Raw genomic sequence first — 18,475 nt, forward strand, 5'->3', positions numbered from 1 at the left:
TATCAGATCTCGCACTAAAGCGGACGCTAAACCGCACTCCGACTCCGGTATGGCGGGCGTAACTCCGCGCAAAGCACTGATGCAGTTGCCTTAGCAAGTTGGTATAATCTGCGCCCTCACTATCCTGCTGCTGTGCTTGCTAAAGGTCCTGCTTCATGTCGCAACCCCTGATTGATCGTCCGCTGCGCGGTATTATCGCTATGCTGCTGGCGGTGGCGTTTTTCTCGGCGATGGATGCCGGCATGAAAGCCTTGACTGCTTATCATAGCCCGATGCAAATCACCGCGCTGCGTGGCGCCTTAGCCTGGCCGCTGGTAGTCATTTGGTTATGTAGCAGTGGTGCCATTAAGCAGATCCTGCAAACCCGCTGGTCGTTGCATCTGCTGCGCGCTGCGCTCGGTATTACCATGCTTTGGGCCTTTGTGTTTAGCTTGCAAACGCTGGCACTGGCCGATGCTTATGCCATTTTCTTTGCGGCACCCTTTATTATTACCCTGCTGTCGGCCTGGTGGCTGAAAGAGTATGTGGCACCGCGGCAGTATCTGGTGTTGGTGATTGGCCTGGCGGCGGTGTGTTATATGTTAAAACCGGATGCCGGGCAGTGGCTAAGTTTAGGTGCTTTAGCGGCACTGTTGGCGGCCTGTTGCTACGCCGTGTCGGCGATTACGGTGCGGGTGCTGGCGCGCTCAGACAGCGCTGCCAATATGGTGTTCTGGCTGATGACCTTTTTAACCCTGGGTGCCACAGCGCTGGCATTGCCGAACTGGCAGCCGTTACAAGCGCAGCTATGGCCGGTCTATCTGCTGATTGGTGTCTGTGGCTTTCTGGGGCAAATTACGATTACCGAAGCCTTTCGCATTGCGCCGGCGGCAATAGTCGCGCCCTTCGAGTATACAGCGCTGCTGTGGGGCATTGGCTTTGATATTGCGTTATGGCAACTGTATCCGGGGCGCAGTGTTTTGCTTGGTGCCACTGTGATTATGCTCTGTGGTTTATATCTACTGTGGCAACAAAGACGCGGTCATTAGCTTATCAACATCAGCGCCACAAGCCCAGCTTATCGCCGGCATTCAGTTTTTGTTGCAGCAGCTGCAGTGTTTGCTGTTGCCCGTCTGAACGGTCATTTAACCAATACACAAAAACTCCGACAAAAAGCGCGCTTAGTGCCAGTTCCTGACCAATTCGCGTCAGGCCACTGGCACTAAGTGCTGCTGCTTCACGCAGCCACTGTACCGTCGCGCTGATCCTAAGCAGCGCTGCTGCTTGCAGATGAAAATGACCCGGTTCCAGCTTATACAGCAACATTTGCCCGGTTTGCTGTTGATAGGGGGCGAGGGCATTAAGCCAGCTGCTAATGGCCAAATATAAGCGCTCGCTTGCTGACCGCCCCTTATAGCAGTGGCTTAGCATCTGTTGATCGGCACGGTCAAACCAGGCGTCGGCCAGCTGATCTTTGGTGCTGATCTGTTGATAGAGTGCACTGAGCGGACAGTTGAGAGCTGAGGCGATATCGCAGAGCCGCAATTGTTCCCAACTGCTGGCCGCAGCCAGCTGTAAGGCGGTGTCGAGAATTTGTGCTTTAGTGGGGGCTTCCATTGGTCGCTTTGGCTCCGGCTTAAATACTCGGTTAAGTATAGTGGTGCCGGGCGAAAAAACGCCGGCAGCAGCGTTTGGCTGGCGTTTCTACTGCGTTATCGCTTGTTCATGTAGAATAACTACACATCACAAGCTCTGCCTTGTATAAACACCAGCCAAAGGGCTGCAAAAACAAGCAGCAACCGTCATCACACCCTAGTCATCAGGCTGCGTTTACACGCAGCGCCAATGCTTATAATCCGAGTCGGGTTGGCATGGCTGGCGCCTGCCGGTGGTCTTGCGGTGGGTTGGCTTTTAGCTGTTGTAGCGTATGTTCAATCGCCCGCTCCAGCTGCACATCGATGCCACGGTTGACGGCTATCGGATCCAGCTCTACCTCGATATCCGGCGCCACCCCTTCATTTTCCACCCGCCATTCGCCATCCGGCGTATAGAAGCGGAAGAAGGGTACCACATGGAAGCCGCCATCGATCATCGCTGGATTAGCCGAAATACCAATCAGCCCCCCCCAGGTACGGGTACCTATGGTTTTGCCCAATCCCAACCGTTTAAAGGCCCAGGGGAGGAAGTCGCCGCCTGAGCCGGCATCCTGGTCAATTAACATGGTTTTCGGGCCATAGATACCGGCTCCCGGCGTAGTAAAGCCGGCGCCGGCCCGATCTTTCCAGCCAGCCAGGAAGGGCCGGGCCAGGATTTCGGTGATATAGTTCGCCGCCTGACCGCCGCCATTTTTCCGCTCATCAATAATCAGCGCCGGCTTTTCGGTTTGCGCAAAGAACATCCGGTTAAAGAAGTAGAAACCGCCATCGGCCGTGTTTGGCAGGTAAACATAGGCAACCTGGCCCTGAGTCTTTTCTTCAACCCGTTTACGATTGTTTTCTACCCAATGCCAGAGTCTTAGCTGACTTTCATCGGTCACTGGCTCTACAGTAATATCGCGTTTGTTACGGCCACGCACATCGTCGGCCAGCGTCAGGCGAACTTGCTTGCCAGCCGTATTATCTAACAACTGATAGATATTTTGCGCAGCAGTGAGCTCGACACCGTTAATGGCCAGCAGGTAATCGCCGGCCTTGGCACTGGCGCCAGGCGTCGCCAGCGGCGCGCGCAGGAAGGGGCTCCAGCGATCACCCTGATAGACGGTTTTCAGGCGGTAGCGATTATTATCAATTTCAAAATCGGCGCCCAGCAAGCCTACGCCGGTGCTGGCAGCCTGGTAGATATCGCCGCCGCCAATCCGATTATGGCCAACCTGCAGCTCGGCAATCATCTCAACCAGCACTTCGTTCAGATCCTCGCGCCGCTGCACGTGGGCCAGCATTGGTTGATACTTATCGTAAATCCCTTGCCAGTTGATACCATGCAGTGCCGGATCGTAGAAATATTCCAGCTGCATCCGCCAGGCATCATTAAAGATCTGTTGCCACTCGGCTGCCGGATCGATAAAGCTGCGCACCTGACTTAAATCCAGCGCCTTGGGTTCAGGCTTGGCTACTGCATCCGCCAGTTGCAGGCGGTTTGGTAAACTCACCAACAGTAGCTTCTTGCCATCACCGCTCAGCTGATAGTCGCTGATCCCCTGCTGCACCAGGGCCGGTTTACGCTCTTTAAAATCAAAGCGATACAAGCTGGCGCTGTTGCGAGTGTCGCTGCCCGGTGGCTCATTACTGGCACCACTTTGTGGCAGTTCCAGATAGAACAGGGCACCATCACTGGCGACGCTAAGCCGGCTGTAGTTGCGCTCGGCAACCGGTAAGCCGACAATCCGATCCTGAATACCGATCAGGTCCAGCTGTACCGGCTTGACGGTCGCCGCCTTATCATCGGCCTCGGTTTTCGTTGCCGTCGCTTTCGGGCTCTCTTCATCACTTCGCGGTAACAACGGCGACTTACCATTCGCAGCGAGCACGGCAGCATATAGTGCAGAGCGTACCGGCCGCTCCCGCGTCGACAGATCCAGCCCCACCTGAGCCGGGCCGGTATTTACCGAGGCCGCGAAGTACAGATAATCCTGGCTAAATACCGGGCTGGTAGCATGGCTTAGACCATCCGTTAGCTGCTGGCTGCGCTGCAGCGTAAAGTCATACACTTTGATTTGGCTAAAATAATTTTCCCCCACCACCGTATAGGCCAGATAACGGCTATCCGGTGAGAAGCTGACGCTAAAGCCCTGGCGGCGCAAGGAGGTATCCAGTTTCAGCTCGCGTTTACGTTTCACATCATAGGCATATAAATTAAGATGATTATCCTGATATACCAAAAGGTTAGCATCAGGTGACCAGGCGAGCAGATTGTAATAGCCCGGATTCGCTAACTCCACCAGTTGCGGCCGGCCACTGCCATCCTGGCTGGCGATCACCAGTTGGTGCTTATTACCGGCATCAGAAAGATACGCCACCTTAGTGCCATCCGGGCTCCAGTGCGCATCAAACTCGCGAATATCGGAGCTTTGCGTCAGATTGCGGGTAGAGCCTTCTTTGGCTGGCACAGTAAAAATATCACCGCGGGCACTAAGTAAAACACGTTGACCAGTGGCGGATAAGCGGGCAGAGGTCAGGGTTTTGCTGGCATCTTTCCATTGTGGCCGGCGCTGCTCTGATTGGGTATTCAGTTGCACTACCAGCTGCTGGCTTTGCCCGCTGCTCAGGTCCAGCTGATACAGATAGCCACCGGCTTCATAGACCACGGTGTTGTCAAAGCCAGCTGCTGAGCGGATATCCCAATCACGCAATTGGGTAAGTTGTTCCACTTGCTGACCACGGTAGCGGAATAAATTGACAGCCTGGTTATCGCGGTCAGATAAGAAGTACACCTCATCCTGTAACCAGAACGGGTTGAAATTATTGGCATTGGGCTGGGGGACTTTTTCCAGCTGAGCTTGTTCCAGGTCGAGGATCCAGATCGGTGGCGTGCTGCCACCACGATGCAGCCGCCAGCCACTGCTGCCGCTATACGCCATATTGTTTGGGCGGTACGCCAGCTTTTTGCCATCGGCCGACAGCTGACCTTCGAAGGCGACAGCCTGCATCAGTTTTTCTTCATAGCCGCCGGTTACGGCGACCTGATACAGCTGATTGCTGCGGCTATTGGCCACTTCGCGGTTCGAGGCGAACAAGACCTTGCGACCATCCGGGCTCCAGCCATTGACGGTATCGGCGCCGGGATGCCAGGTTAGACGCTGTGCCGGACCACCGCTTACCGGCATCAGATAGACATCGGTGTTGTTATCGTAACTGGCTGAAAATGCGATCCACTTGCCGTCAGGTGAGAACTTTGGCGCAAACTCTGCCGCCGGGTGATTGGTCAGTTGCCGTGGTGACGAGCCATCACGGTTCGCCAGCCACAGGTCGCCGCCGTAAACAAATACCAGATGATTGGCTGAAATATCGGGTTGGCGTAATAGCCGGCTGCCTTCACTGGCCATAGCTGTACCGCACAGGGCAAGCGTGCAGCACAGCGCCAGATAGGATCGAGCGTGCATAAGCAGTTCCTTGGAGTAGTTGTTGTAGTAATTAGCTTATCTTAGCCAGAAAATTCCTGGCTTAACACCTGTTGCCGTTCGGTTTCGGTCAGAATACCGGTTAGCAGCGTTTTGCGGCGTAGCCGGCGCATACTCTCACTGTCTTCCAGCAAGGCGCGCCGAAACAGCTCCGGCTGATCAAGCTGACTTAGCATACTGTACCAGCGGATATAGCCCCAATGCTTAATTAAACCGCTCTGATAGCGCAGCTCGAGTTTTTCCAGTAATGGCGCAGCCAGCTCAGGCTGAGCCAGTAGCTTATCGGCAATTAGCTGGTGCAGCGCCAATAGCTGGGCATCGGTATGAATTTGCGCCCGGCTGGGCGCACGACGGGGACGACGCATTTATTTACTCTCAGGGCTCGGGCTGTTTAGATTTGGTCGGTTAAAGGTCGCATTGGCCATCGCTACAGCCTTTGCGACGGGCCGCCCAGAAATAATACGCCCGGTTTGCCAGCGAAGTAATAAGCGGTAAACTCAAAAGCCAGGGTAAAAAGCGCAGACCCGCTAAACGCCAGTAATAAAGTGTAGCGGGCAGGGCAGTAATAAAGCGCTTGCCATCCCACAAATGGATTTCAGCCAGCATGGCGCTGCGCTTAACCCCGGCAAAGCCGGTAAAGTCGGGCGCACTGATATCAACCAGCTCAATTTTGCCGCTGAGTTTCGGGCCCAGCCAGCTCATTTCATGCCGGCACAATTTGCAGCTGCCATCGAAAAACAGCTTTTTATCCACTTTTTTATCTACAGTGGCGCTGACCTTAGTAGGCGACATAAAACCCCAGATGACACAGTATTACGACAAAGGTGAGCTGATTGCGCAGGCTACGGTAAGGCAAAGCATAGCGCTGATTAATACCGCTGATAACCTCATAACACCTTAAGGCTGCGAATAGCAGGGCGAGCGCCAGCAGGCTATATGCGGGTAGCAGTGCTAACGCCAGGATTGCCAGTACCGGAAAGCTGACTACCCACAGGGCCCGGCTTGACGGCTCTGGCGCCTGATATAATACCGGCCATAGCACGCCAGCCATAAAACCTAAGATCAGGCAGCTGTAGAACTGAAACAACAGCATGGCCTGTGCGGGAGCAAGCAAAGGCCAGAGCAGGCTGCAAAATGGTAACAAGACAAAGGGAATTAAACCCGCATAACCCAGAGGCGCAATCATCGGCATACAACAGTGATACTCAGATGCCGCTTTTACGCCCGGGCCAGGTTCCGGGATCAGACCAGACGCTGCTTATTAATCACCGTTTTGCCAATGGGGGCTACTGCCAGGCCGGCCAGTTTCAGATGCTGCAGACCAAAGGGGATACCAATGATTGTGATAAAGCATACAATAGCATGGAACAAATGGCCAATGGCCAGCCAGATACCAAACAGCACAAACCAGATAATATTCCCCATAGTACCAAGGGCACCAGTGCCGATGTCGTCCGCCTTATTCAGATAGCGGCGGTTGATGGTGTCCTGACCAAAGGGCCAGAATGCCAGTTCACCCATCACAAAGCAGGCGCGGCCAAATGGAATACCGATAATACTGATAAAACAAATCAGCCCAATCAGCCACCAAGCCAGCCCCATCACAAAGCCGCCTAGAATAAACCAGAAGATATTAAAAACTAACCGTAGTACGCCCATCATCCTATCCTTCTTTTTCTGTGTATAAGGCTAAACCCGCACGCTGACAGCCGCTATCTGCCAGCAGTGATTTAATTCCCTGCTATACTTGCCAATAGTATGCCAGGTATTAATGCGTTGTTTTTATTGGTTTTAATTTTTTGCTTTCCCAAGCCTATAGCGAGAATAACTAAAATATAGTCATTTTTCAGCCGGCTTATTGCAGTTTAAGCCAGTTATTCTATAATAATTTACTGTACCAACCAGTCGGTTTTTTGGGTGGCCTGCCAGGCCGTAATCTCAGCCCGGCGGAACACAGGAGTAGCATATTGAGCAAAAAGGCCCAGATCACCGTCAGCCAGATTATCCAGGCCGCGCTTAGCGTTGCAGCAGATAAGGGCGCCGGCAAAGTTACTCTGGACGCTGTTGCCAAAGCGGCAGGCGTCAGTAAGGGGGGCTTGATCTATCACTTTCCAAGCAAGGAGGCACTGATTAGCGCCATGGTGCAGCATTTACTGGATGAGGCCGATTGCCGGCGCGAGCAACAGACGCAACTGGAGCAATCGACGCTGGCTGCGTTGCTGCAAACCCGAGCTTCCTTTACCCGGCAAATTGCCGGCAATACTGCTATGGCCATTTTGGCCGCTGCGGCTGAGCAACCAGCCTTACTTAAACCGGTACAGCAACACAATATTGCGATGTTGCAGCAGGTGCTGGCCGAGCATCAGCAATCACCTCAGGCCTTGTTATTGTTTTTAGCCAGCGAAGCCCTGGTTTTTCATGATTTATTGCATATTTCGCCCTTCACTGAGCAGGAGCGAATCGATTTGGAACAATTATTAGTGCAACAGGCACGGGAGCTGCAAGCATGAAATTGACACTGAAATCATCATGGTGGATTGCCAGTTTAGTCGTCGGGCTAAGTGCCTGCTCGGACGCACCACAGCAGGCAACAGTGGCGGTGCCAACGGTGAAACTTTATACCGTTAATGGCGAAGATCAGGCCAGTAGCCGGCATTTTGTCGGGCGTATTGATGCCGTAAGTACAGTGGATCTGGCGTTTCAGGTTGGCGGCAGAGTAACAGAGCTACCCGTGCAGCAAGGTCAGGTGGTTCCGGCAGGGGAATTGCTGGCCGCGCTGGACCCGGCAGATTACCGGTTAGCAGTGGAACAAGCCGAAGTGCAGTTGGCGCAGGCCAGCCGTGATTTAGAGCGGGGCAAGCCGTTGCGTGAGCAGGGGATTTTAACACCGTCTGCTTTTGATCAGTTACAAACCAATTTTGAGATTGCCCGGGTCGCGCTGGAAAATGCCCGGCGTAATCTGGACTATACCCAACTGAAAGCACCCTTCGATGCGCTGGTGACCCGGCGTATTGTCGAGCGCTTTGCTACCGTAGCCGCCGGCACGCCGTTATTAAGAGTGCAAAATATTACCGAGCTGCGGGTACATATCAATGTGCCGGAGCAGATTATGCGCCAGGTGCGGGATACCAGTGATTATCTGGTTTCGGTGCGCTTGTCAGAGTCTGCCACTGAGCGCTATCCACTGGCCTACCGTGAGCATGCAACCGAGGTTGATCCGCTGACCCAGACCTATCAGGTGTCCTTTGCCATGCCACGTTTGCCGGATGTGAATTTACTGCCAGGTATGACTGTCAACGTCGTCACGGAAAAAGTGGCGGCGAACAGTGCGGTACTGATCCCGGTATCGGCGCTGGATACCGCCACACCGGACCAATTCTATGTCTGGCGCTATCAGGCCCAGACGCAAAGCGTGCAGCGGGTACCGGTGCAGGTGGGTAGTATTCGTGAGCAGCAGGTGGAGATTATCAGTGGTTTAAGCCGAGGCGAGCAGGTGGTGTCAGCCGGGATCTATCAGCTGCAACCTGAGCAGCAAGTTCAGCCCTTTGTAGCCTATTAAGGAGCGGTCTGATGCGGATTGCCAGTTATGCAATAGAAAAGCAAATCAATACCTGGTTATTGATTATGCTGTGTTTTTTAGGCGGCTTATGGGCGCTGGTCAGTATTGGCAGGTTGGAAGATCCGGCCTTTACGCTGAAAGAAGCGGTGATAATGACCTACTACCCCGGAGCGACGGCGGTAGAGGTGGAGGAAGAAGTGACAGAGCTGCTGGAGTCCGGCATTCAGCAGTTATCGCAGTTAAAACGTATTACCTCCAAGTCGATGCCTGGTAAATCGGAGATCCGGGTACAAATTCAGGATAAATACGATGGCAGTCAGATGCCGCAAATTTGGGATGAGCTCAGACGCAAAGTAAATGACGCCAGTATGCGCTTACCCGCTGGGGTGATGAAACCGATCGTCAATGACGACTTTGGCGATGTATTCGGTATCTTTTATGCGGTAACCGCCGATGGCTTTTCGGATCGCGAAATCCGTGAGCTGGCCACCTTTTTACGCCGTGAAATGTTAACAGTTAACGGCGTCGCCAAGGTGCAAACGGCCGGTGAGCCGGAAGAGCAAATCAGCGTTGAAATTTCGCAGGAACGCCTACTGGGCATCGGCTTGCCGCTACAGCTGGTGGTCAATACCTTGCAAACCGAGAATGCCGTAGCGGCCGCAGGTTCGGTGCAGGTCGGCGATAAAAGGGTGCGGCTGATCAGCAAGCCTGGCTTAGACTCCATCAGTGCAATTGAGAATCTGCGTATCGGCAAACCTGGTTCCACTGAACAACTGAGTATCTTTGATGTCGCCACGGTAAGCCGTGGCGAAGTGGAGGTGCCGACACAGTTGATCCGTTTCAATGGCCAGCCGGCATTTACGCTGGCTATTTCCGGTCTGACAGACGCCAATATTGTCGATGTCGGCAAAGCGGTCGACCGGCATCTGGCCAGTCTTGCAGAGCGGATCCCATTAGGGGTTACCTTACATCCGATTTATCAGCAACATCTGGTCGTCGATAACGCCATTAACGACTTTATCGTCAATCTGGTGTTGTCCGTGGTGATCGTGATAGCGGTGCTATGTCTGACCATGGGTTGGCGTGTTGGCTTGGTCGTTGGCGGTACCCTGTTGCTGACGGTATTGGGCACAGTATTTTTTATGAAGCTGGCCCATATCGAGATGGAGCGGATTTCGCTCGGCGCCCTGATCATTGCGATGGGGATGCTGGTGGATAATGCGATTGTTGTTGCCGAAACCATGCTGATTAATATGCAGCGCGGCCAGAATTCACGCCAGGCTGCCGGCGAAGCAGCCAGTCGGACCCAGATCCCGCTGTTGGGAGCGACGGTGATTGGTATTATGGCTTTTGCCGGTATCGGCCTGTCGCCGGACAGCACCGGTGAATTCTTATTCTCGTTATTCGCGGTGATTGCAATTTCGCTGCTGCTCAGCTGGGTGCTTGCCATCAGTGTCACGCCGTTACTGGCGCATTACCTGTTTAAAGTCAGCGCTGACAGTGCCAGTCAGGACCCTTATGCCGGTCAGTTCTACCAGCGTTATGCCGGCTTATTGCGCCTGGCACTGCGCCAGCGGGCGCTAACCCTGGGTGGTCTGGCGCTGTTAACCCTGGTTAGTGTGATTGGCTTTGGTCAGGTTAAGCAGGTATTCTTCCCGGCCTCCAACACCCCCATCTTTTATCTGAATTACTTTTTGCCACAAGGTTCGGATATCCGGGCGACGTCACGCGATCTGGCAGAGATTGAACGCTTTGTGCTGGCACAGCCTGAGGTAGAATCGGTCAGTAGCTTTATCGGCTCGGGCGCCAGTCGCTTTATGCTGACCTATGCACCGGAGCAACCGAATGCAGCCTATGGTCAATTGATTATCCGTACCGCACATCGCGATCAGATCCCACCGCTGATGCAGCGGCTACGCACTGAACTGCCGCCGCGCTTACCGCAGGCTGAAATCTACACCCAGCAACTGATGTTCGGTCCCGGCAGTGGTGCCAAGTTGCAGGCCAGAGTATCAGGGCCGGATGAGCGTATTTTGCGCCAGTTGGGGCAGCAAATTACCGAGCTGATGCGCCAGGATGCCAGTATTACCGATTTACGGCAAAACTGGCGGCAGCGCGAGCTGGTGATCGTGCCGGATTTTAATGAGGAGCGGGCACGGGTCGCGGGCATTAACCGTACTGATTTGGCGCAAACGCTGGAGTTTGCCAGCACCGGGGTGCGCAGCGGTGTCTTCCGTGAACATGATAAGCAGATCCCGATCGTGGTCAGACCGCCGGCCTCGGAGCGCTTTGATATCGACCGCCTGCATGATCGGATGATCTGGAGCTCCAGTGACAATACCTATATTCCGATCACACAGGTGATTAATGGGCTGCAAACGCAAACCGAAGAAGCAAAAATTCAGCGCCGTGACCGTTTAAGAACCTTGACTGTCGAAGCGGAGCCGGCACTGGGTTATACCGCTGACCAAGCGTTAAAGCGTATTAAAGCCAAGGTTGAAGCCTTGCCTCTACCCAGCGGTTATCAGCTTAGCTGGGGCGGTGAGTATGAAAGCTCAGCCGAGGCGCAGCAGTCGTTGGCGGCGCAGTTACCGCTGAGCTTTATCGTGATGCTGGTGATCAGTATTCTACTGTTTGGCTCGCTAAAGCAACCGCTGGTGATTTGGCTGATAGTGCCGATGTCTATCTGTGGTGTGGCGGCAGGCCTGCTGGCATCCGGCTTACCTTTTGGTTTTACCGCGCTGCTGGGGTTCCTCAGTTTATCGGGGATGCTGATGAAGAATGCCATTGTGCTGGTTGACGAAATTGATCTGCAAAGCGCGCAAAAAACTGACAAGTTGCAAGCCATTATCGAAGCCAGCACCAGCCGGATCCGGCCAGTGATTCTGGCTGCGCTCACGACTATTCTGGGGATGTTACCGCTGTTGTGGGATGCCTTCTTTAATAGTATGGCGGTGACTATAATGGCCGGCCTGGCTTTTGCGACCATCCTGACGCTGATTGCGGTACCGGTATTGTACGCCCTGGTATTCAGAGTCAAAGCGCAGCAGCAGAGCTGAATAGTAAAACAGCCGGCCGCGATAGTGCGGCCGGCTGGCGTGTGTAGACGGTGTTGTAACAGCGCGTTGCAACGCTAGGGTAGCGCTAAGACAGCGCTATTTAGCGCATTTAATACAACGCTCGGTAAAAGGGATAATTTTCAGGCGTTCAACATTGATATTCTCGCCACAACGGGCACACTGATCATAGGTACCCTGTTCGATACGCGCCAGGGCGCGTTCAATTTGCTGCAGTTCTAACCGATCCTTTTGTTCCAGCGCGTTGAGGACTTCCTCGTTTTCACGTTCCTGGGCCTGTTCACTAAAATCAGCGCTGCGGCCCATGGCAAAATCACGTTCAATTGCAGCGACCTGACGTTCCAGTTCTAATTTACGGCTAAGTAAGCGGCGTTTTAGCTCTTGAAATGGCATCTGCGGCTCCTGTTTGCTGTGCTACCCGCCTTAACTGTAGCAGACTGCTTTTGGCTCGCAGTTGATCTGGCGCACAAAAATTGTGCAATCGCGGTCGACGTAATGGCGGCCAGACAGACTATTCCGAACGCTGTTCTGCCTGCTGGCGCCACATTCTGGCGTAACTGCCGTTAGCGGCCAGCAACTGTTGATGATTCCCTTGTTCAATCAACTGACCATGCTGTAACACCAGAATTTGGTCGGCATCGGTTACCGTAGATAAGCGGTGCGCAATGACTAAACTGGTATGTTGTTTCGCCACTTCGCGCATCGCACTGAGGATCGCTTGCTCTGATTGTGAGTCCAGTGACGAGGTAGCCTCATCAAAGATTAGGATCGGCGAGCCTTTCAGGATAGCTCGGGCAATAGCAATACGTTGCTTCTCACCCCCGGATACTTTTAAGCCGCGTTCACCAACCTGCGTTTGATCGCCTTGCGGTAAGCTGTTAATAAAGTCCCGCAGGTGCGCCAGGTCAATGGCGCATTCGATCTCGGCGGCACTGGCATCTGGGTTGGCATAGGCAATGTTTTCGCGAATGCTGCTATTAAACAGCACCGTATCCTGCGGAACTATCGCAATAGCCCTGCGTAGTGAGTCCAGAGTCAGCTGTCGGATATCCTGGCCATCGACCAGAATTTGCCCGCTCTCCAGCTCATAAAAACGGTACAACAGGCGGGCAATGGTACTTTTACCGGCACCAGAGGCGCCAACGATTGCGACCTTACTGCCACTTGGTACCTGAAAACTCAGTTGTTGTAAAATCGGCCGCTCTGCCTGATAGTGAAAACTGACCTGCTGAAAGCTGATTGCCGCTGCCTGCAGCTGCAAGGGCCGGGCATCTGGCGCATCGACGATCGCTGGCTTGCGGGTAAGCAGTCCGAGCATATTTTCCAAATCGGTCAGAGCCCTGCGGATCTCGCGATAGACAAACCCCAGAAAGTTCAGCGGCAAAAACAACTGAATTAAATAGGCATTTAACATCACCAACTCACCCAGACTTAGCTGCGCGTTGACCACATCGCGGGCTGCCAGATACATCAAAGCAGTGACTGCCAGCGCAATAAGCAGTGCTTGCCCCGAGTTTAATAGCAGTAAACTGAGACGGTTCTTTAAACGCGCCTGCTCCCAGCTGGCTAAAAAGCCGTCATAAATTCTGGCTTCATGCTGTTCATTATTAAAGTATTTAACTGTTTCATAGTTCAGCAGGCTGTCGACGGCGCGACTATTGGTGGTGTTATCGGCCTGATTGGCTTCGCGGATAAACTTATTGCGCCACTCAGTGACATAAACAGTAAAGAAGATATAGAGTGCAACCGCGACCACGGTAATCAACGCATACAGCGGAGAGAACAGCAGGCTGAAAATGACCGCCACCGCCAGGATCTCCAGCAGGGTCGGTACTATATTAAACATTAAAAAGCGCATCAGAAAACTGAGGCCATTGGTACCACGTTCGATATCGCGGCTAATACCACCGGTTTGCCGATCCAGATGGAAGCTGAGTTCCAATTGATGTAAATGCTGAAATACCTTTAAACCCAGTTGCCGCATTGCATGTTCGGTGACCCGGCCGAACAGGGCATCGCGTAGCTCACCGAAAAACACTGTGGCAAAACGCAGACCACCGTACAGCAGGATCAGCGCCAGTGGCAGCACTAACAGTGCCTGGCGGCCGGAGTCCAGCGCATCGACAATTTCTTTTAGTGCAAAAGGCACCAGCAGGGTTGCCGCTTTAGCGGCAATCAGACAAAGCAACGCCAGCAACACCCGGCCTTTAAATGCCATTAAATAAGGCCAGAGGGTTTGCACACTCTGGCCTAATGACATGGCATAGCTACGTTTTTGTGGTTCAGGTTGTTTGGCCGCGCTGCGCATGCCCCGCATAATTCACTCGTTCAGACTGCTTACTGATAGGTGCAAAGGTAAGCGGTATCGCGGGCGACTTGCAACTGAAACTTTGCATTAGCAGGCACCTGAAAGGATTGACCGCGGGAAAAGGTTTGCCAGCTGTCGCTACCGGGTAATTTTACCGTCAGCTCGCCGCTGATCACTGTCATCACCTCGTGCTGGCTGGTACCAAATTCATAGTTTCCCGCTGCCATTACGCCCACAGTAGCTGGTAATTGTTCTCCCTGAAAGGCGATAGACGCGACCTGACCGTCGAAATACTGATTTACTTTAAACATCTGGATGTCCTGTTATGGTTGAAAACAGCAGTAAAGCGGAAAAATTCATCCAATGCCAGTATTTTAGGTGTAAAGACGTCTAAAAATGGTTTTAACATGAATTTACGTTATCTGATGAAGTGTTAATGAAATTGTCATTTAGTTGCAGTAGTCTAGTTTCCCGTTTTGCCGTCGGGAACAGGTCTGTATCGTAAGTAGGTACTGACTAAGCGCATAACGCCTAACTTTGGAATCGACAAAAGATGAGAATAATAATAATCCTGCTCAGTGTGTTACTGATGCAGAGCGCACTCGCGCAGCAACCTATCGCCTATTGGGCACAAAATAACAACACTTTGCCAAGCGGCGGAGCCTTTAATCCGGCCTCATTTCCGCAGTCAGCTGATGAAGGGCAGGGACAGCTATCTCTGCTTAACTTCGATCAATCGCTGGTGGCAAATGGCAGTTATCAGTATTTACAGTCCTTTGCTGGCTCGACCATCAACTCCCTGAGTGGTTATGCGGCAGGTGGCTCGCTATCTATCCAGGGTGGTAACAACCTGAGTAATAATGGTGCAAGTATTCTGATAAAGGTCAGTAGCACGGGTTTGGCCAATCTCAACATTAGTTGGGCGCAGCAAGCTACTGCAACGGGCTTTAACAGTCGCGCCTTGTCCTGGTCAGTTGATGGTGAAAATTACCAGCTTATTGCGACTGATACTAACAGCGGCGCTATGGCGATGACGCTACGGCAGTTCGATTTATCGGACGTTAGCGAGCTGAACGACCAGGCTGAGGTGTTTTTTAAAATTACCCTGACAGGCGCGACTAACGCTACCGGTAATAATCGCTTTGACAATATTTTGATTAGCGGCAGCCTGATTGCCGACGCTGACCGGATTACAGTATACAACCGTGATTTTGCCACTAACCCCTTTGAAGCAGGTTGGACGGTAGTTAACCGCCAGGGTAGCACCAGCTGGAGCTGGGATAGCGGCTTCCGTAACGTGACGATCAGCGGCTTTGTGTCTGGCCAACCACAGTGTAATATCGCTGATAGCTGGTTGGTCTCTCCCGCCTTTAATCTGGAGCAGCAAAGTGCTGAGCGGTTAAATTTCGATATTGCCCGCGGTTTTAACGGCGTTAATCCGTTGGAGGTGTATTACTCGGTATCCTATGATGGTTCGGGCGCGATTAACCCGGCGGACTGGCTATTACTGACTGAAATCAGTGGCGCAGACTTTACCCAGAATAACGTGCCAAAACGCTTTGGTGATTATGAGCAGTTCGCCAATTTAAGCGGGCAGTTGCATCTGGCTTATCGCTATCAGACTGAGGCCGTCGCCAATTGCAGCACCTGGCGCTTATCAAATCTGATCCTGACTGCCGATAATCCGTTACCGGCGCAAAACTTTGCCTGTTATAATCCGGCGGTGGCGATTCACCGCTTGCAGGGACAGGGCTTCCAGAGTCCATTACAAGGCGCCCGCGTTCAGGTAGAGGCTGTGGTTACCGCGACTTTTATGGATACGGCGCCAGGTAGTCTGCGCGGTTTCTATCTGCAGGAACCGGATTATCGTACCGACAATAATCCGCTGACCTCAGAGGGGGTTTTTGTTTATGCTGAAGGTACCGATCTGCAAGTGCAAGTAGGCGATCTGCTGCGGGTAGAGGGCACTGTTGCCGAGTACTTTGAAGAAACGCAGATCACAGCGTTAACTCAGTGGGCGAACTGCGGAACTAATCAGTTATCAACGGTATCGGCATCCTCGATCACTCTGCCATTTAATGATTTTATAGAGTTGGAATCTAAAGAAGGTATGTTACTGACAACCGCCACTGATCTGACGGTTTCTGATGTCTTTAACGCAGTCCGTTTTGGCGAAGTGACGCTGTCAAATGGCCGTTTATTTACCCCTACTCAGTTAGTATTACCGGGTGAGGCAGCACGGCAACTTTCGGCCGCTAATGCCCGTAATCGTTTGCTGTTGGAGAATGGCCGTACCGGTACTTTCCGCCAGCCATTTATTGTCGGTGAAGATGGTGTCACTGAGGTTTCGGCAACTAACCCTATCCGCAATGGTTATACCTTAAAAGCGGGTTATCAGGGTATTCTCGGTTATGGCTTTAACGTCTACCGTTTACGCCCGGTCGGAACGCCGGTTTACGACAGCAGCAGTAATCCACGTACCGCAGCGCCGCAAACTGAGCGCGGTAATCTGCGGATTGCCAACTTTAACGTCGAGAACCTGTTTACTACCTTGAACGTCAGTGGTAACAGCTGTGGTCCTAATGCGTTAGCCTGTCGTGGTGCCACCACGGTATCTGAACTGGAGCGGCAACTGGCGAAAACTGTCTCTGCCTTACTGGCGATTGACGCCGATATGGTGGCCTTGATTGAGGTTGAAAACGACGCTGATGACAGCACGCTGAAGTTATTAGTTGAGCGCCTGAATCAGTTGGATCTGCGTGCCGACTGGGACTATGTGGCAACCGGCAGTGTTGGTACTGACGCTATTAAACCGGCCTTTATTTTCCGGCGGGGCAGCGTGGTACCGCAAGGCGCTTTCGCGGTGCTGGATGAGTCGGCAGATGCTGATTTTGATACCAGCAGACAGCGTCCGGCGCTGGCGCAGAGCTTTGTGACTGCTGAGGGCGCAGCCTTTACTGCGGTCGCCGTGCATTTGCGTGCCAAGTCTTGTTCCAGCTCTGCCACTGGCGCTGATGCGGATTCCGGTGATGGTCAAAGCTGCTGGAATCAATGGCGTAGCCGCGCAGCAGCGGCACTGGGCCGTTGGTTAGCCACGGATCCGACCGGTATTGCCGACCCGGACTATGTGATTATGGGCGACTTTAATGCTTATGCGAAAGAAGATCCGATGCGTATTCTGGAGAATGCCGGTTTTGTGAATGTTGCCGTACTAAACGAAGAGCCTGAATATAGCTACACCTTTATGGGTGAGGCCGGTAGTCTGGATCATGCTATGGTCAGCAGCAGCTTGCTATCACAAGTCGTCGCCGCAGCGCCCTGGCATATCAACGCAGATGAAATCGTGAACTTTAACTATAGCGAAGCCAATCTGGCGAGCAACTTGCCGAAGCCGGCCAGTTTCTATAATGCAGATCCGTTCCGCACTGCGGATCATGATCCGCTGATTATTGAGCTGAATTTACAAAAGCCGGTCAAGCGTGGTGATCTGGACCAGAACGGTGTTGTTGATAGTCGGGATATCACTGTGTTCCAACAATTGTTGCGTCAGCCAGCCTTGCTGGGCGCGGAATATGATTTTAATGGTGACGGTGTTGTCAATCAGCTGGACGTCAGAAGTATGATGTTGTTGTGTGATTTACCTCGTTGCGCCATACCACAATAATTTGATAAGGAAAGAAAATAATGAAAGCAATGCTCTTAACGATAGTTTTATTTTTCAGTAGCTTCAGTCATGCCGCTTTAGTTCAGCTGCATTCCGAGCGTAGTGTGTATCAACTGGGTGAAACCATCACGGTAACACTGAAAATTTCTGATTTTTCTGAAACACTTGGCGGTTTTACTGCAGAAATGCTGTATCCGAAGACACTGTTAACCCTGTTAGGTTGGCAGTTTGGTACCGGTTTTGATGATGGGCTGGGGGACTTTCCTTTTGATGATCACGATGCGGAAGCAGGTGCAATCTTTCTGTCTAATTATGCCGATATTTGGGCTGACGAGAGCGTGCTGGCATCAAAGCAAGGTAACAGCTTCGTACTTGCTACCTTTAGCCTGTTAGCCAGCAGTGTTGGTGAGCTGTGGTTAGGCCTTACCCCTGCTCAGCTGAGTGTATTGAGTTTTGATAATCAATTTATCGATGTAACCGGCAGTGGTTTAGCACTAACCATTAATCCGGCTCAGGTGCCAGCACCAGCGGCCTTACTGTTAATCCTGTCTGGTCTGCTGTTAATGCGTCGTCGCGCCTAATAGCGACATCTACCGGCAGCGGATCAGCTGCCGGGATACAAAGCATAAGGGGCCGCGATAGCAGGCTCCTTTTTTATTTAACAAAATCTAAGCAGCAAACACCAACACGCCCTATTTACTTAATTGGCAGGGTGGTAAATAAAAAAGCCGGTCTGTTGACCGGCCTTTTTTATTCAGCTTTGGCAGCTGAG

15 protein-coding genes are annotated in these 18,475 nt (G+C 52.6%); 6 read left to right on the top strand and 9 right to left on the bottom strand.

Annotated elements, in window-relative coordinates; genetic code table 11:
- The first annotated feature begins 155 nt into the window (after window positions 1–155).
- On the top strand, window positions 156–1,028 hold the full coding sequence (locus A9165_RS05510) for a DMT family transporter (RefSeq protein WP_008983957.1): 873 nt from the start codon (window positions 156–158) through the stop codon (window positions 1,026–1,028).
- Between the two features lie 10 nt (window positions 1,029–1,038).
- Here A9165_RS05510 and A9165_RS05515 read toward each other — a convergent pair whose 3' ends face one another.
- The 6 genes from A9165_RS05515 to A9165_RS05540 form a co-directional block, all read right to left on the bottom strand.
- Window positions 1,039–1,596, bottom strand: coding sequence for a TetR/AcrR family transcriptional regulator (locus tag A9165_RS05515; protein WP_065955201.1), 558 nt, complete (start codon window positions 1,594–1,596; stop codon window positions 1,039–1,041).
- Between the two features lie 232 nt (window positions 1,597–1,828).
- Window positions 1,829–5,077, bottom strand: coding sequence for a S41 family peptidase (locus tag A9165_RS05520; RefSeq protein ID WP_065955202.1), 3,249 nt, complete (start codon window positions 5,075–5,077; stop codon window positions 1,829–1,831).
- 41 nt (window positions 5,078–5,118) lie between these two features.
- Window positions 5,119–5,460, bottom strand: a complete 342-nt coding sequence (locus A9165_RS05525; RefSeq protein ID WP_008607863.1) for a hypothetical protein — start codon at window positions 5,458–5,460, stop codon at window positions 5,119–5,121.
- Window positions 5,461–5,500: 40 nt separating this feature from the next.
- Window positions 5,501–5,887, bottom strand: coding sequence for a thiol-disulfide oxidoreductase DCC family protein (locus A9165_RS05530; RefSeq protein WP_065955203.1), 387 nt, complete (start codon window positions 5,885–5,887; stop codon window positions 5,501–5,503).
- Window positions 5,874–6,287: a DUF3429 family protein gene (locus tag A9165_RS05535; RefSeq protein WP_065955204.1), complete on the bottom strand. Its 414-nt coding sequence runs from the start codon at window positions 6,285–6,287 to the stop codon at window positions 5,874–5,876. The genes A9165_RS05530 and A9165_RS05535 overlap by 14 nt, the downstream gene beginning before the upstream one ends.
- Before the next feature lie 50 nt (window positions 6,288–6,337).
- Window positions 6,338–6,754, bottom strand: coding sequence for a YccF domain-containing protein (locus A9165_RS05540; protein WP_008607867.1), 417 nt, complete (start codon window positions 6,752–6,754; stop codon window positions 6,338–6,340).
- A gap of 308 nt (window positions 6,755–7,062) precedes the next feature.
- On the opposite strand from A9165_RS05540, the gene A9165_RS05545 reads away from it, so the two are divergent.
- From A9165_RS05545 to A9165_RS05555, 3 genes are read left to right on the top strand one after another with little or no spacing between them, the layout of a single operon-like run.
- Window positions 7,063–7,605, top strand: coding sequence for a TetR/AcrR family transcriptional regulator (locus A9165_RS05545; RefSeq protein ID WP_065955205.1), 543 nt, complete (start codon window positions 7,063–7,065; stop codon window positions 7,603–7,605).
- Window positions 7,602–8,654: an efflux RND transporter periplasmic adaptor subunit gene (locus A9165_RS05550; RefSeq protein ID WP_008607870.1), complete on the top strand. Its 1,053-nt coding sequence runs from the start codon at window positions 7,602–7,604 to the stop codon at window positions 8,652–8,654. The genes A9165_RS05545 and A9165_RS05550 overlap by 4 nt, the downstream gene beginning before the upstream one ends.
- An 11-nt stretch (window positions 8,655–8,665) precedes the next feature.
- Complete coding sequence (locus tag A9165_RS05555; RefSeq protein ID WP_065955206.1) at window positions 8,666–11,713, top strand: efflux RND transporter permease subunit; 3,048 nt, start codon at window positions 8,666–8,668, stop codon at window positions 11,711–11,713.
- Window positions 11,714–11,809: 96 nt separating this feature from the next.
- On the opposite strand, the gene A9165_RS05560 is transcribed toward A9165_RS05555, so the two are convergent.
- The 3 genes from A9165_RS05560 to A9165_RS05570 all read right to left on the bottom strand — a co-directional run bounded on the left by A9165_RS05560 (window position 11,810) and on the right by A9165_RS05570 (window position 14,350).
- Entirely contained in the window at window positions 11,810–12,124 is a 315-nt protein-coding gene (locus A9165_RS05560) for a TraR/DksA C4-type zinc finger protein (protein WP_065955207.1), read from the bottom strand.
- A gap of 118 nt (window positions 12,125–12,242) precedes the next feature.
- Window positions 12,243–14,048 carry an ABC transporter ATP-binding protein/permease gene (locus tag A9165_RS05565; RefSeq protein WP_083216230.1) on the bottom strand — a complete coding sequence of 602 codons (1,806 nt, stop codon included), beginning with the start codon at window positions 14,046–14,048 and terminating at the stop codon, window positions 12,243–12,245.
- A gap of 20 nt (window positions 14,049–14,068) precedes the next feature.
- Window positions 14,069–14,350, bottom strand: a complete 282-nt coding sequence (locus tag A9165_RS05570) for a pyrimidine/purine nucleoside phosphorylase (RefSeq protein WP_008607874.1) — start codon at window positions 14,348–14,350, stop codon at window positions 14,069–14,071.
- A gap of 242 nt (window positions 14,351–14,592) precedes the next feature.
- On the opposite strand from A9165_RS05570, the gene A9165_RS05575 reads away from it, so the two are divergent.
- Window positions 14,593–17,703, top strand: a complete 3,111-nt coding sequence (locus tag A9165_RS05575; RefSeq protein ID WP_065955208.1) for an ExeM/NucH family extracellular endonuclease — start codon at window positions 14,593–14,595, stop codon at window positions 17,701–17,703.
- A gap of 20 nt (window positions 17,704–17,723) precedes the next feature.
- Window positions 17,724–18,284: a hypothetical protein gene (locus tag A9165_RS05580; protein WP_065955209.1), complete on the top strand. Its 561-nt coding sequence runs from the start codon at window positions 17,724–17,726 to the stop codon at window positions 18,282–18,284.
- Window positions 18,285–18,475: the final 191 nt, after the last annotated feature.

This window comes from Alishewanella sp. HH-ZS (assembly GCF_001704375.1).
Lineage (GTDB): Bacteria > Pseudomonadota > Gammaproteobacteria > Enterobacterales > Alteromonadaceae > Alishewanella > Alishewanella aestuarii.